Annotated in this window: 24 protein-coding genes and 4 tRNA genes; 15 read left to right on the forward strand and 13 right to left on the reverse strand. The window is 50.7% G+C overall.

The window, feature by feature from the left end; translation table 11 throughout:
* Position 1: 1 nt before the first annotated feature.
* The 3 genes from L63ED372_RS15570 (at position 2) to L63ED372_RS15580 (ending at position 2021) form a co-directional block, all read left to right on the forward strand.
* On the forward strand, positions 2 to 322 hold the full coding sequence (locus tag L63ED372_RS15570; protein ID WP_062407261.1) for a hypothetical protein: 321 nt from the start codon (positions 2 to 4) through the stop codon (positions 320 to 322).
* Between the two features lie 131 nt (positions 323 to 453).
* Positions 454 to 810, forward strand: coding sequence for a DUF6876 family protein (locus L63ED372_RS15575; RefSeq protein WP_062407263.1), 357 nt, complete (start codon positions 454 to 456; stop codon positions 808 to 810).
* A 260-nt stretch (positions 811 to 1070) separates the two neighbouring features.
* A complete protein-coding gene (locus tag L63ED372_RS15580) occupies positions 1071 to 2021 on the forward strand; it encodes an IS30 family transposase (protein ID WP_062402482.1) in 951 nt (316 codons plus the stop codon).
* A gap of 87 nt (positions 2022 to 2108) precedes the next feature.
* Here the strand turns inward: L63ED372_RS15580 and L63ED372_RS15585 are convergent, their stop codons facing one another.
* From L63ED372_RS15585 to L63ED372_RS15600, 5 genes are all read right to left on the reverse strand, one after another.
* Entirely contained in the window at positions 2109 to 2363 is a 255-nt protein-coding gene (locus tag L63ED372_RS15585) for a hypothetical protein (RefSeq protein ID WP_062407266.1), read from the reverse strand.
* Between the two features lie 30 nt (positions 2364 to 2393).
* Complete coding sequence (locus L63ED372_RS16450; RefSeq protein ID WP_156343651.1) at positions 2394 to 2552, reverse strand: hypothetical protein; 159 nt, start codon at positions 2550 to 2552, stop codon at positions 2394 to 2396.
* 4 nt (positions 2553 to 2556) lie between these two features.
* Positions 2557 to 3003 carry a DUF6641 family protein gene (locus L63ED372_RS15590; RefSeq protein WP_062407268.1) on the reverse strand — a complete coding sequence of 149 codons (447 nt, stop codon included), beginning with the start codon at positions 3001 to 3003 and terminating at the stop codon, positions 2557 to 2559.
* Between the two features lie 706 nt (positions 3004 to 3709).
* Complete coding sequence (locus L63ED372_RS15595; protein ID WP_062407270.1) at positions 3710 to 4210, reverse strand: macro domain-containing protein; 501 nt, start codon at positions 4208 to 4210, stop codon at positions 3710 to 3712.
* A gap of 128 nt (positions 4211 to 4338) precedes the next feature.
* Positions 4339 to 5043 (reverse strand): hypothetical protein, encoded by a 705-nt coding sequence (locus L63ED372_RS15600; RefSeq protein ID WP_062407272.1) that lies wholly within the window; start codon positions 5041 to 5043, stop codon positions 4339 to 4341.
* 317 nt (positions 5044 to 5360) lie between these two features.
* On the opposite strand from L63ED372_RS15600, the gene L63ED372_RS16280 reads away from it, so the two are divergent.
* Positions 5361 to 5975 (forward strand): tyrosine-type recombinase/integrase, encoded by a 615-nt coding sequence (locus L63ED372_RS16280; protein ID WP_082431738.1) that lies wholly within the window; start codon positions 5361 to 5363, stop codon positions 5973 to 5975.
* Here L63ED372_RS16280 and L63ED372_RS15610 read toward each other — a convergent pair.
* The 4 genes from L63ED372_RS15610 to L63ED372_RS16285 all read right to left on the reverse strand — a co-directional run bounded on the left by L63ED372_RS15610 (position 5917) and on the right by L63ED372_RS16285 (position 10249).
* A complete protein-coding gene (locus L63ED372_RS15610; protein WP_062402482.1) occupies positions 5917 to 6867 on the reverse strand; it encodes an IS30 family transposase in 951 nt (316 codons plus the stop codon). The two genes, L63ED372_RS16280 and L63ED372_RS15610, sit on opposite strands and share 59 nt — an antisense overlap.
* Positions 6816 to 7616: a hypothetical protein gene (locus L63ED372_RS15615; RefSeq protein WP_062407278.1), complete on the reverse strand. Its 801-nt coding sequence runs from the start codon at positions 7614 to 7616 to the stop codon at positions 6816 to 6818. Before L63ED372_RS15615 ends, L63ED372_RS15610 begins: the two co-directional genes overlap by 52 nt.
* An 86-nt stretch (positions 7617 to 7702) precedes the next feature.
* The gene (locus tag L63ED372_RS15620; protein ID WP_231624509.1) at positions 7703 to 9004 is read right to left on the reverse strand and encodes a site-specific integrase; all 1302 of its coding nucleotides are present in this window, start codon (positions 9002 to 9004) and stop codon (positions 7703 to 7705) included.
* A gap of 96 nt (positions 9005 to 9100) precedes the next feature.
* A complete protein-coding gene (locus L63ED372_RS16285; RefSeq protein ID WP_197275285.1) occupies positions 9101 to 10249 on the reverse strand; it encodes a type II toxin-antitoxin system HicA family toxin in 1149 nt (382 codons plus the stop codon).
* A gap of 435 nt (positions 10250 to 10684) precedes the next feature.
* On the opposite strand from L63ED372_RS16285, the gene L63ED372_RS15625 reads away from it, so the two are divergent.
* The 6 genes from L63ED372_RS15625 (at position 10685) to L63ED372_RS15645 (ending at position 14450) form a co-directional block, all read left to right on the forward strand.
* Positions 10685 to 10760 (forward strand) — tRNA-Phe (locus L63ED372_RS15625).
* A gap of 111 nt (positions 10761 to 10871) precedes the next feature.
* Entirely contained in the window at positions 10872 to 12164 is a 1293-nt protein-coding gene (locus L63ED372_RS15630; RefSeq protein WP_062407281.1) for a tyrosine-type recombinase/integrase, read from the forward strand.
* A gap of 31 nt (positions 12165 to 12195) precedes the next feature.
* Positions 12196 to 12471, forward strand: a complete 276-nt coding sequence (locus L63ED372_RS16455) for a hypothetical protein (protein WP_156343652.1) — start codon at positions 12196 to 12198, stop codon at positions 12469 to 12471.
* Between the two features lie 226 nt (positions 12472 to 12697).
* Positions 12698 to 12958, forward strand: a complete 261-nt coding sequence (locus L63ED372_RS15635) for a hypothetical protein (RefSeq protein WP_062407283.1) — start codon at positions 12698 to 12700, stop codon at positions 12956 to 12958.
* Between the two features lie 54 nt (positions 12959 to 13012).
* Complete coding sequence (locus L63ED372_RS15640) at positions 13013 to 13624, forward strand: hypothetical protein (protein ID WP_062407285.1); 612 nt, start codon at positions 13013 to 13015, stop codon at positions 13622 to 13624.
* 157 nt (positions 13625 to 13781) lie between these two features.
* On the forward strand, positions 13782 to 14450 hold the full coding sequence (locus L63ED372_RS15645; protein ID WP_062407287.1) for a hypothetical protein: 669 nt from the start codon (positions 13782 to 13784) through the stop codon (positions 14448 to 14450).
* On the opposite strand, the gene L63ED372_RS16290 is transcribed toward L63ED372_RS15645, so the two are convergent.
* Entirely contained in the window at positions 14451 to 15023 is a 573-nt protein-coding gene (locus L63ED372_RS16290) for a tyrosine-type recombinase/integrase (protein ID WP_082431740.1), read from the reverse strand.
* Positions 15024 to 15903: 880 nt separating this feature from the next.
* Positions 15904 to 16227, reverse strand: coding sequence for a hypothetical protein (locus L63ED372_RS15650; protein WP_062407289.1), 324 nt, complete (start codon positions 16225 to 16227; stop codon positions 15904 to 15906).
* A gap of 153 nt (positions 16228 to 16380) precedes the next feature.
* Here L63ED372_RS15650 and L63ED372_RS15655 point away from each other — a divergent pair, with 153 nt between their 5' ends.
* The 5 genes from L63ED372_RS15655 (at position 16381) to L63ED372_RS15675 (ending at position 17910) form a co-directional block, all read left to right on the forward strand.
* Positions 16381 to 16821, forward strand: a complete 441-nt coding sequence (locus L63ED372_RS15655; RefSeq protein ID WP_062407291.1) for a DUF6641 family protein — start codon at positions 16381 to 16383, stop codon at positions 16819 to 16821.
* A 130-nt stretch (positions 16822 to 16951) separates the two neighbouring features.
* On the forward strand, positions 16952 to 17290 hold the full coding sequence (locus L63ED372_RS15660; RefSeq protein ID WP_231624510.1) for a hypothetical protein: 339 nt from the start codon (positions 16952 to 16954) through the stop codon (positions 17288 to 17290).
* A gap of 354 nt (positions 17291 to 17644) precedes the next feature.
* Positions 17645 to 17720 (forward strand) — tRNA-Asn (locus L63ED372_RS15665).
* A 26-nt stretch (positions 17721 to 17746) separates the two neighbouring features.
* Positions 17747 to 17823, forward strand: a tRNA-Asp gene (locus L63ED372_RS15670).
* An 11-nt stretch (positions 17824 to 17834) separates the two neighbouring features.
* A tRNA-Gly gene (locus L63ED372_RS15675) sits at positions 17835 to 17910 on the forward strand.
* A gap of 48 nt (positions 17911 to 17958) precedes the next feature.
* Here L63ED372_RS15675 and L63ED372_RS15680 read toward each other — a convergent pair.
* Positions 17959 to 18882 carry an MBL fold metallo-hydrolase gene (locus L63ED372_RS15680; RefSeq protein WP_062407295.1) on the reverse strand — a complete coding sequence of 308 codons (924 nt, stop codon included), beginning with the start codon at positions 18880 to 18882 and terminating at the stop codon, positions 17959 to 17961.
* On the reverse strand, positions 18879 to 20564 hold the full coding sequence (locus tag L63ED372_RS15685; RefSeq protein WP_062407297.1) for an AMP-binding protein: 1686 nt from the start codon (positions 20562 to 20564) through the stop codon (positions 18879 to 18881). Before L63ED372_RS15685 ends, L63ED372_RS15680 begins: the two co-directional genes overlap by 4 nt.
* Between the last annotated feature and the right edge of the window lie 94 nt (positions 20565 to 20658).

Below are 20658 nucleotides of genomic sequence, written 5' to 3' on the forward strand. Positions count from 1 at the left end.
AATGAAATTCAGAGAAGAGATTAGAAACTTCAAGAATGAGAGGGTCAACCGCATAAAGACCAACGTGATCGTTGGTGCTGGTTTTTTAGCCCTCGTATTGGGTGCGGCTATGTTTTATCTGTCGTATGTGTATGGAATTCGAGGATTTATATCAGTAGGTAGCATACTGATTTTCATAGTCTTTCCAGTCAGTCTTGTTTATCCGATAGTGAGATTTTTCATGGGTGGAAAAGATAGTGTTGTGGGCGTCGTCATATCTGTGGTGATTGAAGAGCACTTGAAAGGGAAGATCAAAGAAAAAATCCGAAAGATTGAAAAATGATGGTGGTAGTGAGCGTCAAAAAAATTTACTCTTGAATTCGCAACTCGGTATCCGCCCAGACTGGCGGGCTATCGGTTGTCCATATTGGTAGTCTGAAAACAAACTGCGTTCAACAAGAAAGGACGCAGAACATGTCACTGTTTGACTTATCCACGCTGACCGAATTTACGGGCACAGAGCGCTACTACCGCATCAGCCGTAGGCACTTGCTGACCGATGGAACCAAATACCTTGCCGAGCAAGCGCAGTGTTTTTGGATGATGGATGCCATCGCTAGCCATTTGATGGAAATTGGTACGGCGGATTGGTTTGTTGTTGTCAAGACCATGGTCAAGAACGCTGCGGCAGTCATGGTCTATGAGGATGGCAACGGACATGAACACGCAAGGCAGGAAATTCCTTACACAGATTTTCCGCTTGCTGAAATCACACTCTACGCCTGCTGGGACGGCGAGCATTGGGTGATCATGTTGCCAAGCGAGTATTGAAAGCGATCAGGCTCCAAGCGGGCTTCAAGCAAGCCCTGCAATGCATGGAATGCGAGCGCATAAGCCGTCTCAGTTGCGGAAAGAAAAATGACAGCGCGTAGGGCTTTTTGCTGCTGAAGCATCCGCGCTATACCTCTCAGCCCCATGGCAATAGAACTGGCGGATTCAAGTACGAGGTGCAACAAAGATAAACCCGGTGATGGGTGGCTGAGGATGTCAAGGCATCATGGCCACTCAAACCGCCAAGTCCAAGTTGCCAGATGTACAAGCACCTCAGCCGAGAAGAACGATACCAAATTCACAGCCTCTTGAAAGCCAAACAGACCATCAGCGAGATCGCCCGTTCATTGGGCAGGAGCCGCAGCACCATCAGCCGCGAACTCAGCCGTGGCCGCGGTCAGCGTGGCTATCGCGCCGAACAAGCCTGCGCCAAGGCTTCTGAGCGGGCACAGCGAAGCCGTAATGCCCGCCGTTTAGATTCCAAAGTCTGGTCCGATGTGGATTTCTACCTTGGCATTCAATGGAGCCCCGAGCAGATTGCAGGCAAGGTGGCGGTCAGCCATGAGAGCGTCTATTTGTATGTCTATGCGAACAAGGCTGCCGGTGGTGATTTACACACGCACCTGCGTAGCCAAAAGCCTCGGCGCAAACGCCACCTGTGCGGGCGTGATAGACGTGGTCAGATCCCGAACCGCCGCCCGATCAGCGAGAGACCAAGCCACATTGAAGATCGCAAGCAAGTGGGCCACTGGGAAGGTGATACCGTTATTGGCGCGGCTCACAAACAAGCCATCGTGACACTGGTAGAACGCAAGAGTGGCTTTGCTGTGCTGGCCAAAGTGCCCAACAAGTCTGCTGATTTGGTGGGCCGGGCTATTGAAGGCATGCTCAAGCCCCTGAGCTCACGGGTGAAGACCTTGACGGTAGACAACGGCAAGGAGTTTGCCGATCACCAGGCCATCGATCAGGCCCTTGGCATCCAGACTTACTTTGCCGATCCGTATTGCAGCTGGCAGCGCGGCAGCAACGAGAACTTCAATGGTTTGCTGCGCCAATACATTCCCAAGAAACGGCGCATGGAAACTGTCACCGATGAGGAGTTGACTATGATCGAAAACAGATTGAATCACCGGCCCAGAAAGCGGCTGGGATTCAAGACACCCCACGAGGTGTTTCACGCCTCGTTAAACCGTGTTGCAGTTCGTACTTGAATCCGCCACTGAAAAATTCAAGTGAATTTCAGTAGAAAACCCAGCACTTTTGGGGTGAATCTGTCGGAATTAGCGAACGAGACAGGCTCAGCTGAAACGCAAGTTTGATTTGACCCTGCGCCTGCGAGCAGCTTTCAACTTGATCGGCTTGGGTTTGACCGCTCGACTCTTTGCCCAGATTTGCTGCTGCTTGAGTTTTTGCTGTTGTTGCCTAGCTTGCTGCGCTACCTGTCGTTTTTGTTTGGCTGCTGCGTCACGCTGCTGAGTAACGGCGCTGTACTCAGCGGGTGACATGGAGCCATAGGACGTGATGTTTTCTAGAAGTTCGGCGATACGCATCATGTATTTAATGCCGCGTATGCCGAGCTCACATCAATCTAGAACCTCTGTGTAGTTCAGCACATTGCCCTTGCCGAATTGAGCCTCACCGAGCAATTTGGCGTCAATGGCATTGACGGCGAACACGATGGTGTGGGTCGTCTGCGTTACTGACAGACGTACCCAGAGTTGAAATCGCTTCATATCGCTCAAGACTTCAGCGTTGAAAACTGGAGCGAACATTTCCAGCTGTGGTTTCCAATTGCGTATCCAACTCGCCTACTTCGATGGCAGATTTGATGACTTCCAAAGTGGAGACTAATTCGTTTGGGCTTGAGATTTCAATGGCGAACTTTCCCTTGGCTAGCTCCAGTACGCGAGCACCGTAGCGGACAGTAATGGCTGTCTTGCCGTTCTCAGCAATGAACCACCAAGCCTTCACTCGCTTGGGTACTTCAACCTGTTTTCGTACTCCGGTTTCGGAGTCAATGATTGTGCGAAATTTGCTGGCACTGAATTGACTTCCGGAAGTCTGTGCTTTTGCCAGTTGAATCTGCTCCCACAGACGTTTGCTCATCTTGTTGCGGCGAAGTTGTACGGGATTGATGCTGGTGCTCTTTTGGGCTGCGGTCAATTTGAGTCCTGCCAATGTTGCTGTTGCCATTTCGTTTCTCCTTTGTATGAATGGACAACGCAAGTGTGTTTTCGAGATACTGATCTGGGCAACCAACCAGTGATGAGCCCATTCAAGTTGGCGGGACTCTCCAAAGATTTAGCCAGTTTTCATGAGGCTTCATTTGGTCTTCGCTAAATAAAACTGACAGGCAGAGCGAATCACAGTCTCTGTGCTGCCATTTATCACTACTGATTACGAGCCGCGTCACTCACTTGTTATGACGCCCAGAAACTGGACAACGGTGTCTCAGGGAAGGAAGATTTGCGCAGTAGCAAAGATTTGTCGAAACCACTTTCACCAGTGGAGTTATGGATTGCAACCTATTACTGACAAAGGAAAAAAAGCACAAAGATGGAAGGCTCTAAGCCTTCAGCATCACGAGCAAGTAATAACTGATAACTTGCAAGCACTGCGATCGGTTGGCACTTCAGCCATCGCAGACGCTGCGTTTCAAAGCAGCACATAAAAGGAGATCGCGAAACCGCCCTTGCCTATAAAAAGGTTGTGCAGAAGTGCTGTGGTAACGAACTCACCAAAAGAGTCCTATCCACACTGAGCCCTGTGTAGGCTCAGTGTGGGTTGAATCTTCCAAAAGTCTCTAAGTCAAACCAATCGATCGAATTCTTCGGAGACTGAAATGAAGAAGAAATGTGCGATGAGCGAATGCGAAGAGCAAGCGAACGCGAGTTCGCTCTTAACCTAGTGCTGCAATGTATGCGGCCTTGAGAGCTTCATCTGTGACGCAAAGGCGTACCCAGTTCAATGAGGTGTCATCCCACTCAGGTGATCGCAATACCTTGGCAGTGATCTCGGCAGCTAACTCCACCGGAAACTTGAAAACACCAATACCCATTGCAGGCATGGCAACAGACTCAATGTTGTGAGCCACGGCGATGGACAGCGCCGATCTAAATGCCGACTCTAGATAGGCCTCAGCCTCTTCCTCAAATAAGTAATGTCCAGCACGGGCGTGGATCACATACTGATTGGGTAACTTGAAGCCCGGGGTGATCACTGCCATGCCTAGAGCGAGTGGGGCAAACTGCTCGCAGTAGTCCTCAAGCTCATCACCAGCAGCCGTATGAATTGCACCAGCAACACCAGATCCAAGACGCAGGTTGGCATTGGCAGAATTGATCACCGCTTGGGCATCTGGCTGCTTGACTAAATTGGCAACGACGACTTGGATGTCCATATGGGCAGATCAGTAGGTGGGGTTAGATTAGATCACCAGGGGTACGGTTCTCAGTCCCCCTTGAAAATTGCGCAGCAAAATTTTGCATAGCGAAGATTGATTTTCTGGGGATTTCTAAGGGCCGATATTTACTCATCTTCAGAGGTTTTTATTTCATAATAATCACGCCAGATACCTTGTGAATCTGGTTTAACAAGATACAAGCCACCACCACAGATACCGCTAAAGTTCAGCTCGAATGAGGCGGGTTCACCTTTGTATTGAAGGTTAAGAATGTCATATTCAGCGCCATTGAGGAGTCCTGTCATGTATGTCGCTTCAGACAGATCCGAGCTGGTATCTAAGTCTCTTACTTCGAGCAAAAAGTCTTTCAATTCAACCATCTTGTCAGTCGTTTGAAGCTCAGTAATCAACTCGCCGTCATCATATTCAACCACCTCTACAAGCAGGTGCATTCCTTCTGGAACCATAAAGTCGTGATCTTGATTTTCTGCGTAACGCATTAAGAGTGCACTCTCAACATCATGTGTCTCATCTTCGAAGGGGTCATCTATCTCCAGAGATTCAACCTGTATCGCTTTCCCATTAAACTTAATTGCAATACTAGGATCTTCATGCATTCCGTGACAGATGAATTTGCAAATCGCTGTTGCGTCATCAAGAATTTCTGAGGTCTCGAAAGGCGTGGTCAAGTCACTTCCCGAGTCAGAGATTTTGATTTCATACTTCCGCATGAAGTTGTCATCAACGAAATAAGCGTATGCCTGAACTCCGGAGCCGGAAAAACAGGCTGTGATCGTGTTGATCTTGGCTGCATTGGTTGTTTTGGACATCTACATTCCTTTAGTCATTAGATGGGGCAGAAGCAACGTGTACTGTTTTTAAGCAGCGAAATGATCCGGCTTGTGACAGCTAGCCGCCGCTATAAGAGAATTCCAAGATTATTAGATTATTCATTCAATCGTGTCCATCGCGCCACATTCCAAGCAGAAATTCGGCACCAAAGAGAACATACATAGTCTTTGAGCTCAGCTGTAAGTCGTTGATTTTGAACAACTCTTTATCGAGCCCGAGCAGCTCAAAATTCTGGTTGCCCAGACCGGGGTAAAGATCACACACTAAATACGCACAAATTCATAGGAGAGTGCGTATGCCGCAAGCCAAAACTTTGACCCCCGTAGAAATTGAAAAAGTGTTGCTGTACATCGCCAGCAAGCCCAACGCCCAGCGCAACCGGCTCATGTTCCTGCTGACAGTGTGGGCAGGGTTTCGAGTCAGTGAGGTTGCAGGGTTGAGGATCAGCGATGTACGAAACGTGGACGGCTCTGTACGAGCAGAGGTGTACTTGTCCGCTGAAAGAGTCAAGCACGGGCACGAAGGTGTGGTCTATCTCAATGAGCGGCTGCAGGCTGAGTTGGTTAAATTCATCGAGTCGCGTAATTGGCATGCTGCAGATCAGGCATTGTTCTGCACACAAGCTAATCCGCGAAAGGGTTTTTCAGCAAATACCATGACTCAGCATTTCCACTACCTCTACAAAAGAACGGGCATTGCAGGTGGTAGCAGTCACAGTGGTCGGCGCACCTTCATCACAACACTGGCAAATAAAGGTGTCAGTGTGCGCTTGCTGGCAAGCCTTGTGCGGCATGCCAACATCGCTACCACCCAGCGTTACATCGATGTCAATGACGACATGAAAGGCGGATTCAAGTACGAACTGCAACACGGTTTAACGAGGCGTGAAACACCTCGTGGGGTGTCTTGAATCCCAGCCGCTTTCTGGGCCGGTGATTCAATCTGTTTTCGATCATAGTCAACTCCTCATCGGTGACAGTTTCCATGCGCCTCTTCTTGGGAATGTATTGGCGCAGCAAACCATTGAAGTTCTCGTTGCTGCCGCGCTGCCAGCTGCAATACGGATCGGCAAAGTAAGTCTGGATGCCAAGGGCCTGATCGATGGCCTGGTGATCGGCAAACTCCTTGCCGTTGTCTACCGTCAAGGTCTTCACCCGTGAGCTCAGGGGCTTGAGCATGCCTTCAATAGCCCGGCCCACCAAATCAGCAGACTTGTTGGGCACTTTGGCCAGCACAGCAAAGCCACTCTTGCGTTCTACCAGTGTCACGATGGCTTGTTTGTGAGCCGCGCCAATAACGGTATCACCTTCCCAGTGGCCCACTTGCTTGCGATCTTCAATGTGGCTTGGTCTCTCGCTGATCGGGCGGCGGTTCGGGATCTGACCACGTCTATCACGCCCGCACAGGTGGCGTTTGCGCCGAGGCTTTTGGCTACGCAGGTGCGTGTGTAAATCACCACCGGCAGCCTTGTTCGCATAGACATACAAATAGACGCTCTCATGGCTGACCGCCACCTTGCCTGCAATCTGCTCGGGGCTCCATTGAATGCCAAGGTAGAAATCCACATCGGACCAGACTTTGGAATCTAAACGGCGGGCATTACGGCTTCGCTGTGCCCGCTCAGAAGCCTTGGCGCAGGCTTGTTCGGCGCGATAGCCACGCTGACCGCGGCCACGGCTGAGTTCGCGGCTGATGGTGCTGCGGCTCCTGCCCAATGAACGGGCGATCTCGCTGATGGTCTGTTTGGCTTTCAAGAGGCTGTGAATTTGGTATCGTTCTTCTCGGCTGAGGTGCTTGTACATCTGGCAACTTGGACTTGGCGGTTTGAGTGGCCATGATGCCTTGACATCCTCAGCCACCCATCACCGGGTTTATCTTTGTTGCACCTCGTACTTGAATCCGCCAACTCATACTTCACACCCTCCTTTTGTGCGTACATGGCATACCTGAAGTAATTTCTTCGCGGTTCAAGAATGACCTCAATCCCTTGCTTTTCAAGTCGCTCGATGATTTCATCAGCGATACACAAGGCGCGGATTGCATTCTTAGCCGTGGCGACTATGGGGATTTGCTCTTGCCGAGAGTGAAAGTAGCTGAATTCAAAGAGGGTGGTTGGGGGCCATTTGGCAGGTTGATGCATGGCAGACTCAAAACTCTGACTTATCTTTTTCTCAATGGCTTTGATGTGTGCCTTGATACCTTCTGCAGTTTTAATGCAGCGTAAGTCGTGCAGTTGTTCAATGGTTCGAAGTTGGGGCTGCTCTGGCGGTTTTTTAGCTGCTTTGACGATTGCGCCTCGCGACCTGTTCTGTTCCGCTTGAACCTCGTCGGGCAAGTTGATGGTGGGGTTGTGATTAGGGTAAGGCAACTCAGGGCGTGCATCTTCTTTGCCCAGCTGCTTCCTTGTCCAGTGCCCAGATCTGGGCAGCGGAATGCCCTGCTTTTTGCAAATTTTTCTCAGTCCAACATCACTGAGATTTAATTTTTTAGCCAGATGGATCATGGGCGTTTCCCAGACCATTTCGAAAAGCTCTATGCGAGTAGTTTCCATACATGCTCCACAAAGTGTGATTCATGTATGAGGGTGTATCAGAGGTTAGGCTTACTCCCAGTCGCAAGCGTCAAAAAAATTGACACTCAATCAGCCAACTTTCCTGCTGCCATGGTTGCTGTCAATTTCGAATAGTGCTTTTCCAGCATCAAGATGGATGTACCCATCTGCCTAGCCAATGTGTGGATGTCGGTGCCAGCCAGTAATTCCATAGTGGCGTAGGTGTGCCGCAACGAATACAGGGTGCGCTCTTGGCCGCTGCTCATGTCCCGACTTAACCCAGCCGCAGCCAACATGCGCTTGAACGTGCCCTGAAATCCATAGGGCTGTGCGCCATCATCAAATGCAAACACCTTGTGTGGCAGCTTGGCAGCGATGGCTTCATCCAATGTCATTGAAACGGATTCCTGTCGCATAGCCAACCGAGCTAATGCTTCTGCAGCACGGTGTTTTGCAATTAACCACCGACCACCCGTCTTGCCCGAAACCCAAATGCGAAGGTATCGCTGATCACCCACCTGATGCCACTCAATGTGTTGCCACAGCATGTTGAGACTTTCACGCCCAGTACGCATGCCTGTTGCCAGCAGGACCTCTACATAGTCCCTCAATAGCAACTTGATCTGGCGACCCGTATGTCTATGTGCGTCACCATCAGCCCAAGTTTTCAGAAACTCCAAAAGCCGTTGAACCTCTTCAGCTGTGAAACCCGGGCGAGCCACACTTTTCTTACCTCGTCTGCTGAGTCTTGGTACAGGTGTATTGGCGGACAGCCAACCACGCTCAATGGCTAAGTCAATGATCCGACTGTAGGCACTGGCATGGGTCATTAGTGTGCTGGCTTTGGGCACTGTGCCCATTTGTTCGTTCCGCCACAGTTCATATTTGCGTACAGTTGCGATGTCAATGTTGGTCAGGTTGTACTTGCCGAAAAAGGGAATCAAGTACTTGCGGATCACCCGCTGATAGTCAGCACAGGTCCGTGGTTTGATGCCCTGTTCAATTTCCAGTTCTAACTGTTTGTAGCAAGCCTGAGCCACGACGCCGAAGGTTTTGGTCTGCAATGGCAGTCCCATTTCTTCTGCGAATCTGGCACGGTCATAGATTGTGCTGGCGACACGCCGCGCGTATTCCAAGTCCTTGTGCTTGGTGGTGTAGTGGTGCCACTTCTGGTCAAACAGTTTGAATCTGACCTGCCATACGGTGCTTTGTGTCCGCTTGTACAAGACCACGCAACCATCTCGCATGTGATGCAGGCGGTCACTGTCGCTGCTGCGCCCACCCACAAGTTTGAGGTGGAAGATGTTGCTCTGGGGTGCGGGGAATTGGTCGGGCTGGTTTTCGGTAATCCGCTGCTCAATGGTCAGGGAGTTTTTGCTGGATTTCACGCTGGCACGCTCCAAAAAAGTGCAGCGTAATTTCGGACCTGTGTCCTGGACAACCGGGTGGAATAAAACCTTTGCTTCTTTTGAAACCTGGATTTGCTACAACAAATCAGGTAGCTGGTTAATTTTGTAGCCTAGAGATGCCAAGATATTTTTGGTTACCCCAGGGCTGACGTTGTCACGATTACCCGGCACGATGAGCGTGGGGCTTCCAGATTTTTTCAATTTTATATGGGACCCTTTTCCGCCAGGGGTCACGTTGTAGCCGTGCTTACCACAGACCTTAATGATTTCGTCACTTGAGCATGTTCTGAGTGGTGTAGCTGTAACTGGAACAACAGACCTTTTGGAGCGTGGAACGATTGTCCATATGTCGCTATTTATGTTGAGGAAGGCATGATTAATTCGCGGAGCCATATTCCAATATAGCTGATGGTGCGTTGGGTTTTGAAGACCTTCTAGTACTTTTGAAAAAAGTTGATGTTGGCCATTTTCAAAATTCTTTTTAGTAAGGTATTGGGGTGCTAAGCGATATCCTGGTGGATTTCTCGGAAACGATTTTTGCAAGTATGACTGTGCCGCCTTTTTCAATGAATCTGAGACCCACAAAGACTCACCAACATCTCTGTACATAAAAGCATTCGCTAATGCCTCTTCTAACTGAAGGTCAGTTCCTGCGGCAACTTTGTAAACATTGTTGAAGTACGGCAAGTATGAAGAGCGTCTTTGAACGGCATGAAGTCGAAGTCCAAGGCATTCAGTCTTATGGTGATACAACTCGTGGTGATAAAAAACAGAGAAAGCTGTACGAAGCAGTCCTTTCGTAAAGATGGTGCGTTGCGAAGAATTAAGTGACGCTCCAACAATTCCGGTTTCGATATAGATCTTTTTTGCTAATCGTTTTAGGCATTCCTCTTTGATGAAGATGCCCCAGTCGTAGCCATGGAAGTGAATCGGTTGGTACCAAGCGCAGACGTCCCATTCTTCCGGTTTTGAGGCATCCTGATCAGATCCCTCTTCGAAAATTTCATATGGAGTCTCACTGTCAATCTCCCAGTCATCACCATAGATTTCCCAGTCGTTGTCAGGACTTCTGTCTTGTGGCTTGCTGTTTGGGAAGAGCCTGCCCCAATCTACTTGTCTAATTTCGTAGCGATCATGATCAATTTCTTTGTGCCATGGTGACTGCCCCAACTCAAGACTATTGTCAGCATCAAGCACACTGATGATTTCATCTATTCTGTTCATGTTCATTCCGTTTTTATATAGGTCAATCTCAGGGCAGGCAATAAGCGGCTATCAACCAGCGAGCTTTGTTGAAATATACAAGGGCTTGGACGGGCTGACTAAAGGGCACATCTTCGTCTAAGCTGAAGGCCCGCTTCGACCCAACTCATTCTTCTGGCTTGGCAACGGTCCAGAGCATAGCCGTCACTCAGCCTCCACTAAGCGTCAATTTTCTTTACGCTTTTGCGCCCACCCCTACTTCTAGCAGACAACCCCGGTCAACCTCAAGCCGGTGGCGCATCCCCACTCCGCACGGTGCTCAAAAAGTGTGCAACGGCTGTGCTAAGACGCTGGCACAGCAAAACCGAAGCCCAAGTTAGGGTCTCCCGGTGAAGCACTTTTTTGGACACAGCAGGCATCCCCACGGAAAAGTCCTGCTACAATCTCTTGCTTACCGGCCCGGTAGCTCAGTTGGTAGAGCAGCGGATTGAAAATCCGCGTGTCGGCAGTTCGATTCTGCCCCAGGCCACCAGTTCTACACCGTAAGTGCGAAAGTGCTTACGGTGTTTTACTTTGTAGTGTTAGCGTAATACATATGCTGCCAACGCTGCCTCAACTTGCTACACGCAGAGAGGCTTGCTAAATGCAGCAGCCACCGCACTCCACCTTGTATTTAGAGGCAGAGCGACACGCGGATGGAAAAAAGTCTGCGTTTCAAAAAACCACCCTCCGCAGCACCCTCACAGCCCTCCACGCTGCTCAACCGCAGTCCATCTACTTGCGAGACGGCGAACTTGTCTTGTATCGACGCAGCCGCAGCCTGCTCTATCAATGTCGCTACCGTTTGGCTGACGGCAGTTGGGTAAGACAGACAACGGGTAAAGCAGCGTTAGAACACGCCATAGCCCGTGCTTGCGACATCTACGACGAAGCCAGATACAGACAAAGGTTGGGTTTAGCACACCGCACACACTCTGTCGCACAGATTGCTGCTGTTTGCTGTGCTGCGTTGCGGCAGCAGATTGACGGCAAAGGCAAGAAGACGGCGTTGAATGACTACCTCAGCATAATTGAACGCTACTTCGTGCCTTACTTTGGTGAGCGGCAGTTGGAGACATTGACGCACACGGATGTGCGTGAGTTTGAGTTGTGGCGGGATAGGCAAATGACACGCAAGCCTAAAACCAGCACCCTCAACAATTTCACCAGTGCTTGGAGCAGGCTGGTTGCCACAGCCGTAGAGCAAGGCTACATATCAGAGCGTGTGCCAGTGCCCAAACTCACAAGCAAGGGCGAGAAGGGTAAAACACGCCCAGCGTTTAGCAAGGAAGAGATAGAGCAGTTGTTGGAGTTTGTGGAAACTTGGCAGCACAAGGGCAAGTTTGCTGTGGAGCACGAAATCCGTCCCTTGCTGCGTGACTACATTGAGATGTTGCTTTACACGGGTATGCGGCACGGCACAGAGGCAATGGGCATTAGGTGGCGGGACTTGGAGTGGCACACAAAAGATGGTGTGCGTTATCTGCGTGTATGGGTTGATGGAAAAACGGGCGGACGCTGGCTCATTGCCAAGCACAAGGCAGTTGATGTCTTGCGTAGGCTACACGCACGACAGAAGGACATTGCCTCTGTGCCGTTTGAAGATGTGCTCACTACACGAGTGCCGCACTTGCTGTTCCGCTTCAGTGATGGACATCAGCCGCATAGTTTGGTGGGAACTTTTAGAAAGTTGATGCGGGACAGCGGCTTGTTGGTGGATGGTGCAGGGCAAACGCGAACACTCTACAGCCTACGACACACCTACGCCACGCTGGCGTTGCTGGAGGGTGGGGCTGATATACACACGCTGAGCAAGCAGATGGGCAATAGTGCGGCAATGATTGAACGGCACTACAGCAAATTGACAGCGACAATGGCGGCGGATAGGTTGGCTTAACAAATTTGTTGATTCTTTATTTGAGATGTGTATGATTAAAGAGAATGGAGAATTTATGAAATCATTTTTAAAAACAACTGTATTCGCTTCAATTGTTATTGTGGTGAGTGGCTGTGGTACATCACCATCGTATCAACCTCAACCACAAAGACAACTCACACCATTAGAGGCCTGTTTAAATGAAGCAAAAAGAGCGGAAGCGAGATGTTCGTTGCCGCACCTTTTTCAAAATAGACCGCAAGAAATTAGAGCGTGTGAAGATAGAGAGTTAATTCAGCAAGATAGATGTTATGCAAGATTTAAATGATTGAACATCTAAAATTAAAAGTTTTGTTAATAGCCTGCTGTTCTGCATCAGGACTGGCGTTGGCAAGTGCTGGGACATTAAGAAGTTGTGAAGGTATCAGCACCAGTGCTGGCTACAAGTATGTGGGAACATACTGTGTAGATTACGAATGTAAATTTGTAGTGAGAAAAATATTCAACGAATATTGCCCGTATCTTTTGCCCAATGAATGAAGGATAAATGTTAAATGAGCACACCACAACAACGACTTGAAGAAATAGCCAAAGAAAAAAAGGCACTTGCAGATGAAGAAGCACAGTTGCTGGCAGCGTCGAAAGATGCTGACTTGGAACTGGTGAAGAAGTTGTGCAAGCAGCACGGATTCACAGCAACACAACTGCGTGGATGCTTGGCAACTAAAGGCAAGAAAAAGCCTGCAGCAGCGGCTACGGAAAAGAAGCCAGCAGCAAAGAAGACTGCTGCGAAGAAAACAGCCAAATCCAAGTAATCTCAACTTGATGTAGCAAGAGCAGCGTGGGCTAACAACTCACGCTGTTTTTTTATGCCAAAACTTGACGGAACACACATACTTGAGCGTTTGAAGAAACGCATTGAGCAACTGGAAGCGGGTGATGAAATTGCTGACAAAGAAATCCGCAGTCTGCTCAACGATGCACAACGAGCGGAGTTGGACGGTGCTTGGGAACAGCAGCAGCAACTACGAAAGAACAAAAGAGCAAGAACAGAGCAAGAACAGCAAGCATTAGGATGGAAGAGCAAACGACAGGTGCGGATAGAAGTGCTGAAGGCTGCACTGAAAACTGCTTGGGATGGGATTGAAGCAGAGTTTGATCGGTTGAAAGATCAAGCAGAAATTCGCGGTGCCAAAATTTTCTTTGACACACTGACCCAAGCATTGAAAGATGGCAAGGACAAGCAAGTTGCTGAGAAATTGGCAAACAATGCAATGACAAGAGCAGGCTTGCGGCGAATGGACGGACAGCAAGTTGGACAGCAAGGACTGACCAAGCGAGACAGAGAGATTAGGGCAATGGAAGATGCGTTGCTTGAAAAGGCAGTGAGTGAAATGGACGACTACGAGCGTGAGCAGTATGAGTTAGGGCAAGAGCACGAAAAGGCACTGCGTGAAAGAAGCAAAAAACTTGGTAGGTAGGCTGGAAGGCAGGTGAATAGTGGCTTTGCGGGGTTTGGGCAGAGTTAAAGGGTATGGTTTATTGAAAAGCAGGGTTTTTGCCAGTGCAAGTTTGGTGCTGTGAAAAACCCTGCTTTTTGCTAAACCCTATGTGTTTAGCGTAGCAAATGGAGCATCGATGGCAACAGCAGCGAAAACAACCAAGCAAATAATCCAAGCATACAAAGCAGTGCGACAGGTTGAAGCACTGACGCAAGCGAAGTTGGATGCACTGCTGGAAACAAACACACTCTACAAGTTGTTCGAGCCAGACACACGACATCCTTACTATGTGTTGGCAGATGCTGGGAAAAATACACTTGCTGCTTTTGAATCGGCAATTGCTGGCGTGCTTGATTGGAAGATTGGAAGTTCAACTATTGGTGAAGAACTGGACAAAGTGAAGGCAAGGCAGATAGTGAATGAAGAAGCGGAAGATGCAGACTTGGATGCATTGCGACTCATACAGCCAGTTGCAATGACTGAAGAGCAAGTGGCAGATAAATTGATAACCGCTTACTACGCTGCTTGTTCGGTTTGGATTAAAGCAAAAGACAGCGTGGTCAATGCTGAATTGTCAGATTTGTTTGGGAAGAAAAATGCTGAGCGGCATAAAGAGACACCTGCTGTAAAACTGACAAAAGAAGCAAACGCAGCGATTCGTAATATTATGAAATCCACTCAGCAAATGAGAGACTATGGAAATGGCACCAACACACTTCGACGAGAACTTGAAAAGAAGCAAGTGATGCGTGGATTGAGTGGTCAAGGCATAGATGCTGCAATTAAACTGATGTTGAAACCGTAATCAGACCAACTCCACGGCCTTGCGAAGAACATCATCTGCAGTCGTCACATACCTCATCGTTGTTTTTATGTCGCGATGACCGGCTAATTTTGCTAAAACAAATACAGAGATTCCTTGCGAGGCCAAAGAGGACAGAAAAGTTTTTCTTCCGCTGTGCGAACTGGCGTTGCTAACACCAGCCTTGCGATACAACCAGTAAAAGTGCTGGGCGAGTGTGTTGGGTGAAAAACTGCAGCGTGGTCCGCGATGTGTGGGGAACAATGGCAACGCTGGGTCTTTGTTGGTGCGTGTAGCAATGTAGTCTGCCAACTCTTGCTGCAAACGGCTGTTGATGTAGATAGTGCGAGCGTGATTGTGTTTGACACGATGAGCAGCAAGAAAGACCTCGCCACGCACACAACCCGTGCTGTCCAACACATCACCAAGTGTCAGCCCAGCAACTTCGCTGACACGCAAGCCTGCTGCAACCGTCATCATCAGCATTGCTCTGTTGCGTTGTGCGTAGGGTTGAGTTGCTGTGTAAGTGAGCACTCGATCAAGTTCTGCGGGTGTAAGTGATTTTGCTGTTGCCATATGTTGCTCCAAATAATGTGCGTGAAATAAGTGTGCGTTCTTATCGGTGTTGAGAACAAGAGAAACCCGATGCTTTGGCGGGTTGATAGTGATCTGTTCTAAAACAAGAGGTTGCGTTGCCGTCCAAGTAGTTTGTGTATTCTGTTATCTCTCAAGTATTTACGCTGCAGCGTGGGCAGTGAGCAACGAAACGAGCAAGAACGCATAAAAAGCCCTACAACGGCGTTTTGACCGCCGCCAGCATCGCAGCGAGCAAGGACGAAAAAATCACTGCGTGTAGGGCTGATTTGAGGTGCTGCTGCGTGTTTTTGCCCGAAAGTAAGTTGTTGCCACAAAAAATCTGCTGCGTAATTTCTGCGTGGTTGCGAGATCTCGGGTGTTGGTGATTTGCTCTAACACGGGTGTTGGACAAGAGTGTGGTCATACTTTCGTTTGACCGATGTTTTGCTGACAGATGAAACAAGGGTGTAGAGCGAACTGGCGTTCGCTGTGCTGTCGTAATGCTCAGGTCGCTTCGCTCTGTCGCATTACTCAGCACCACTTGCTTCGCGTTCGGTATTTGGTATTGACTGGTTTGGGAAAGTTTTGAGCAAACGACGGCTATGTCATCGCAAGATGAACAGAAGCCGCCGTGTCGTTCTGGTCAGTGCAAAGCCCATCGCAGGACGAGATTGAAAGAGTTTGACGCAAGACGAATGTATTGGAACTTGCAAACTGCTTCTGCATTGATTTGCATTGCAGCAACTCTGCGGCTCACTCAGTGCAACAAGCCTTCAATCCAACCTGTTGCGAGTGCGGGGTCATTAGCCGTCATATTACAACCCGCGTTTTTTCCCTTTGTTAGAGCAGTGGAGTATCTGCTGTAGTAGTGCCTGAATGTTTAGTGTTGTGCCTGTGCCAAATGTCGGTGCTGTTTGAATAGTTGCCTGTTGATTTTGCTGCTGATGTTAAGAATGGGATTGGCTGCTGTGGGTTTGAGTTTAATTCTTGTGTTCTTGTGTGCCATTTGATGCTGAAATGTTTCCAGTGTCGTGCGTTGAGATTGGGTCAGTAGGTTGCTGTGTTGTGTGAGTAGAGCGTGTGCCTGTTGTTGTGCCTGAAGTAGTCGAATGTGCGTAGTGCCAAATGTCTGAACAGCAATGCCGTTGTCTCGCAACCAGTCTGCTGTCAGTCCGTCATCCATAAAGTTCTTGTATTTGTTCATACAAGTATTTAGCAACGACCAAACAATGCCTGTGTAAAAGTGAATGATTGTTTGGTGTGTGTGGCAGATTGACACTGGACGGCAGAAAGAGGTTGTCCAGATGTTGGTGATGAAAATAAAGTTAGTTCATTGCTACATAGAAAGGACAACGCAATGACAGCACTTACAGGTTTGAAATTGACGGCGGCACAGAAGCCCACGCAAATGAGCCCCGTTCAGCAACGCCGAAACAAGTTGGCAAAACGCTTGTGGGAACAGGCAGAGTTGGCAAAGGCACAGCAAACGGGTGGCACATTTGCACCCAAAAAGTTCCGCTCGATTACAGATGCGAACACTGGCGAACGCAAGCAAGTTGAGCAATCCAAAAAAATCAAGCAGTGGTGGTTCGTTGCAGATAGTGGCAAGTTGGTGTTGAGCGTGAGATACGGCACCAAAGTGCTTGAGTTGGCAAAGGGCAAGTGGGCAGTGGAAGTGGGTAGCGAAAAGGATTTGGTGCCTACGCTTGAACTGCTGAAGGGTGCGGTGCTGGGTGGTGAGTTGGATGCACAGATTGAAGCAGCGTCCAACAAACTGCGTGAGGGCTTTGGAGGGTAAGGATTGGGGGTAGAGGGTATGGTTTATTGAAAAGCAGGGTTTTTGCCACGCTACTTGGGTAGGGTGAAAAACCGTGCTTATCGATAAACAGGGGCTGTTGATGCAGCAATGTGTGGGCACTAAATACTTGATGAACAAATATTTGGTGACCGTGCGTGTAGGTGGGCAGTTGGTGAAAACAGCAGTATTTGCTGACAGCACCATTCACGCAAAACTGCTGTGTCAATACAAGTATGGGATGAACAGCATTGCTGTAAGTCCTGTGCGTGTAGATGAAGCAGAAGATGACAGCACATTGCTTGACAGCACCATCAAGCCCAAGCCTCCAGCAACACCAGCACAAGCCCGCATCAACTCGCTCAAGCAAGGCGTGGAGCGTAGTAGAGAGCAACTACACGCAGAACGCGAGCGACAACGACAACAGCGTGAAGCAGAACGCAGACGCAAGCAACAACAGCAACGCTTCTAACGCTGCGTAGTGCTGTGCTTGACAGCGTAATGCAACGCTGAAATGTTGCAAAACGGCGTGAATATGCGGGTTATGGCGACGAAATGTAGTGATTTAGAAAAACACGGCGACATCAATGACAGGCATAGTTAAAATGGTGCGAGATACTTTGCAAGCAGCGTTTTGCGAAATGCAGCAAAAACACGCACACCCCACTTTTGCAACGCTGCAGATGCTTGTGCTACAATGCATTATCAGTTTGGGGACAGCGTTGAAAATCCGCGTGTCGGCAGTTCGATTCTGCCCCAGGCCACCAGATCAAACGTCGTAGAAATGCAAGTTTCTACGACGTTTTATTTTTCAAGTCATCCCTGTTCCTCAATAGCTCAGTCGGTAGAGCGCCGGACTGTTAATCCGTAGGTCCCTGGTTCGAGCCCAGGTTGAGGAGCCATTCAGGCCATGACGAGATGCTTGCCGGGAGTGGTAGTTCAGTTGGTTAGAATACCGGCCTGTCACGCCGGGGGTCGCGGGTTCGAGTCCCGTCCACTCCGCCAAAGTGATGCATGCGGGAATAGCTCAGTTGGTAGAGCGCAACCTTGCCAAGGTTGAGGTCGCGAGTTCGAGCCTCGTTTCCCGCTCCAGATTCAAGCCCCTCAGGCGCCAGCCTGAGGGGCTTTGTTGTTGGGGCTTCACGTGTTGTGCAACACGCCGTCCACCTCTTGCACGGCGCCACTGCGCGCCAACTCGGCCAGCATCATGTCCAGCCAAGTGCTCAGGCTGTGGCCATGGCCAAAGCGGTGGTGCAATGCGCGCATGTAGGGCACCTTCATGGCCCAAGCGCTGAAATCGGCGTGCGTGATGTGGCCCCATTCAAGCAGTTTAAATTTGAGCAGCACCTTGGCGCCATATCGTGCGTGGCGCTCGGGGTTTTGCGCGAAGCCTTCGAGTTTGCTGCGGGCCAAGGCCAGTGCTGGGCCCACTTCGGTGAAGACCGCGCCATGCCCCGGGATGATGGTGGCAGGAGCGAGTTGTTCGATCAGGTCCAGTGTCTGCGATACCTCGTCAAAGGCTTCGAGGCCTTCGAGCGCCGGGAACACCACACCAAAGCCGTTTTGCCAGAGCGCATCGGCCGACATCAGCAGGCGGTGTTCGGGCGCAAACAAGATCACCGAGTGCGGGTCGTGTCCGGGTGCGGCGTGCACTTGCCAGTCCATGTCGGCCCAGCGGTGGGTGCTGCCCGGTTGCAGTAAACCGCTAAACGTAAAGGGGGGGCAGTTCTGGCCTGAGGGTTGGTAGCTCAACTCGTCTTCGCGCCAATGCTGAACGGCTTGTGACAGGCCGGGTGGTATCCAGGTTTGGAGTCCCGGGTAGTGCGCTTGCAGGGCCTGGTTGCCGCCACAGTGGTCGCTGTGCAGATGGGTGTTGACCAGTTGGTCCAGCATGCGGCCTTGCAGGCCTTGCGCCACCAAGGCCAGGGTTTGGGCCTGGTGGGTGACGTAGCCGCTGTCGACCAAGGTGGCGCTGTCCGCGTCCAGCAGAAGCACGTTGTTGGCCGACAACCAGCCGCGTTCGAACACGCGCACGCCTGGTGGCAGGGTGCAGGGTGGATTCATTTGGCGCTGCGCAGGTCGCGGCGCAAAATTTTGCCCACGTTGGACTTGGGCAACTCGTCGCGGAACTCGATGTATTTGGGACGCTTGTAGCCCGTGAGTTTGTCCTGGCAAAAGCGCGAGACAGCTTCTTCGGTCAGCATCGGGTCGTTGCGCACCACAAACACCTTGATGGTTTCGCCCTGCATGGCGTCGGGAATGCCCACGGCCGCGCACTCGACCACACCAGGGCAGGTGGAGATCAGGTTTTCCAGCTCGCTGGGGAAGACGTTGAAGCCACTCACGATGATCATGTCCTTCTTGCGGTCCACGATGCGGGTGAAGCCCCCTTCGTCCATGATCCCGATGTCGCCCGTGCGCATGAAGCCGTCTTCGGTGAAGGTCTTGGCGTTTTCAGCGGGCTGGTTGTAATAACCCGTCATGACGTTGGGGCCGCGGATGCAGATTTCTCCCGAGCTGCCCACCGGCAGGCTGTTCCCGTCGTCGTCTTTGATGGCGATGTCGATGCTCGGCAGAGGCAGACCGATGTTGCCGCTGAAGGTCTTTTGCGTCACGGGGTTGTTGGTACCGATCGCGCAGGTCTCGCTCATGCCCCAGCCTTCGATCATGGCGCTGCCCGTGGCTTTTTGCCAGTTGTGGGCTGTGCCTTCCGATGCGGCCATGCCACCCGCTTGGGTGAGCTTGAGCGAGGAAAAATCAATGGTCTTGAACATCGGGTGCTGCATCAGGGCGTTGAACAGCGTGTTCACGCCGGGCAGCACATGGAAGGGGCGCTGCTTGAGGACCTCGATGAATTTGGCAAAGTCACGGGGGTTCGGCACCAGGGTCAGGTAGGAGCCTTGGCGGATGGCCAGCAAACACAGCGTGAGCGCAAAGATGTGGTACAGCGGCAAAGCCGCGACGTTGTTCACTTTGCGCAGGTCAGGCACATCGGCCAAAGCAGGCGAGAACCAGCCTTCGGCTTGCAGCATGGCGGCCACCACGTTGCGGTGTGTCAGCACGGCGCCTTTGGACAAACCGGTGGTGCCACCCGTGTATTGCAAAAAGGCGATGTCGTCCATGGTTTGCGTGGTGGGGCGCAAGTTCAAGATGCGGCCTTGTGCAATGGCTTTTTTGAACGAGGTGACGGTGCGGCCGTTGCTCAAAGGCAATTCGAAGGGCGGCACCATTTTGGCCAGGTGACGCACGGCAAAGGTCAGCCAGCGGCCATTGATGGGGCCCAACAAATCGCCAATGGACGCCAACACCACATGCTGCACGGCGGTGCGCTCGACCACTTCTTGCAGGGTGGCGGCAAAGTTTTCCAGAATGACGATGGCGCTGGCGCCGGAATCCTTGAGTTGGTGCTCCAACTCGCGCGGGGTGTAGAGCGGGTTGACGTTCACGCAGGTGTAGCCGGCCCGCAAGATGGCAGCCATCGTGACCGCAAATTGGGGCAGGTTGGGCAGCATGATGGCCACCCGGCTGCCGGGCTCCAAGCCCTTGTTTTGCAGCCAGGCCCCCAGCGCGGTGGACAACTCGTCGAGCTGCTTGTAGCTCATCCAGCGGTTCATGCAGACCGAAAACGGGTTGTCGCTGTGCTCGCGAAAAGCCCTTTCCATCAAATCCGTCAAACTTTTGTATTGTTCTGTGTCGATGTCGTGGGGCACACCGGGGGGGTAATTCTTCAGCCAAATACGTTCCATGCGCTTGTCTCCTGTAGCGCTTCATTGTCACCAGCTCTTGTTGGGGTCGACACAGGGCAAGTCCTGAGATGAGGGCTTGCAGGTCTCAAAGGCG

Source organism: Limnohabitans sp. 63ED37-2 (assembly GCF_001412535.1).
Lineage (GTDB): Bacteria > Pseudomonadota > Gammaproteobacteria > Burkholderiales > Burkholderiaceae_C > Limnohabitans_A.

Excerpts from the sequence above, each read along its gene's own strand:
- L63ED372_RS15680 (WP_062407295.1), bottom strand. The coding sequence starts at position 18,882 with ATGAATCCACCCTGCACCCTGCCACCAGGCGTGCGCGTGTTCGAACGC.
- L63ED372_RS15655 (WP_062407291.1), top strand. The coding sequence starts at position 16,381 with ATGACAGCACTTACAGGTTTGAAATTGACGGCGGCACAGAAGCCCACG.
- L63ED372_RS16455 (WP_156343652.1), top strand. The coding sequence starts at position 12,196 with ATGATTAAAGAGAATGGAGAATTTATGAAATCATTTTTAAAAACAACT.
- L63ED372_RS15630 (WP_062407281.1), top strand. The coding sequence starts at position 10,872 with ATGCAGCAGCCACCGCACTCCACCTTGTATTTAGAGGCAGAGCGACAC.
- L63ED372_RS15660 (WP_231624510.1), top strand. The coding sequence starts at position 16,952 with ATGAACAAATATTTGGTGACCGTGCGTGTAGGTGGGCAGTTGGTGAAA.
- L63ED372_RS15685 (WP_062407297.1), bottom strand. The coding sequence starts at position 20,564 with ATGGAACGTATTTGGCTGAAGAATTACCCCCCCGGTGTGCCCCACGAC.
- L63ED372_RS15585 (WP_062407266.1), bottom strand. The coding sequence starts at position 2,363 with ATGATGCGTATCGCCGAACTTCTAGAAAACATCACGTCCTATGGCTCC.
- L63ED372_RS15590 (WP_062407268.1), bottom strand. The coding sequence starts at position 3,003 with ATGGCAACAGCAACATTGGCAGGACTCAAATTGACCGCAGCCCAAAAG.
- L63ED372_RS15600 (WP_062407272.1), bottom strand. The coding sequence starts at position 5,043 with ATGTCCAAAACAACCAATGCAGCCAAGATCAACACGATCACAGCCTGT.
- L63ED372_RS15645 (WP_062407287.1), top strand. The coding sequence starts at position 13,782 with ATGGCAACAGCAGCGAAAACAACCAAGCAAATAATCCAAGCATACAAA.
- L63ED372_RS15640 (WP_062407285.1), top strand. The coding sequence starts at position 13,013 with ATGCCAAAACTTGACGGAACACACATACTTGAGCGTTTGAAGAAACGC.
- L63ED372_RS16290 (WP_082431740.1), bottom strand. The coding sequence starts at position 15,023 with ATGGCAACAGCAAAATCACTTACACCCGCAGAACTTGATCGAGTGCTC.
- L63ED372_RS15570 (WP_062407261.1), top strand. The coding sequence starts at position 2 with ATGAAATTCAGAGAAGAGATTAGAAACTTCAAGAATGAGAGGGTCAAC.
- L63ED372_RS15610 (WP_062402482.1), bottom strand. The coding sequence starts at position 6,867 with ATGTACAAGCACCTCAGCCGAGAAGAACGATACCAAATTCACAGCCTC.
- L63ED372_RS15575 (WP_062407263.1), top strand. The coding sequence starts at position 454 with ATGTCACTGTTTGACTTATCCACGCTGACCGAATTTACGGGCACAGAG.
- L63ED372_RS15650 (WP_062407289.1), bottom strand. The coding sequence starts at position 16,227 with ATGAACAAATACAAGAACTTTATGGATGACGGACTGACAGCAGACTGG.
- L63ED372_RS16280 (WP_082431738.1), top strand. The coding sequence starts at position 5,361 with ATGCCGCAAGCCAAAACTTTGACCCCCGTAGAAATTGAAAAAGTGTTG.
- L63ED372_RS16285 (WP_197275285.1), bottom strand. The coding sequence starts at position 10,249 with ATGAACAGAATAGATGAAATCATCAGTGTGCTTGATGCTGACAATAGT.
- L63ED372_RS15580 (WP_062402482.1), top strand. The coding sequence starts at position 1,071 with ATGTACAAGCACCTCAGCCGAGAAGAACGATACCAAATTCACAGCCTC.
- L63ED372_RS15615 (WP_062407278.1), bottom strand. The coding sequence starts at position 7,616 with ATGGAAACTACTCGCATAGAGCTTTTCGAAATGGTCTGGGAAACGCCC.
- L63ED372_RS15595 (WP_062407270.1), bottom strand. The coding sequence starts at position 4,210 with ATGGACATCCAAGTCGTCGTTGCCAATTTAGTCAAGCAGCCAGATGCC.
- L63ED372_RS15635 (WP_062407283.1), top strand. The coding sequence starts at position 12,698 with ATGAGCACACCACAACAACGACTTGAAGAAATAGCCAAAGAAAAAAAG.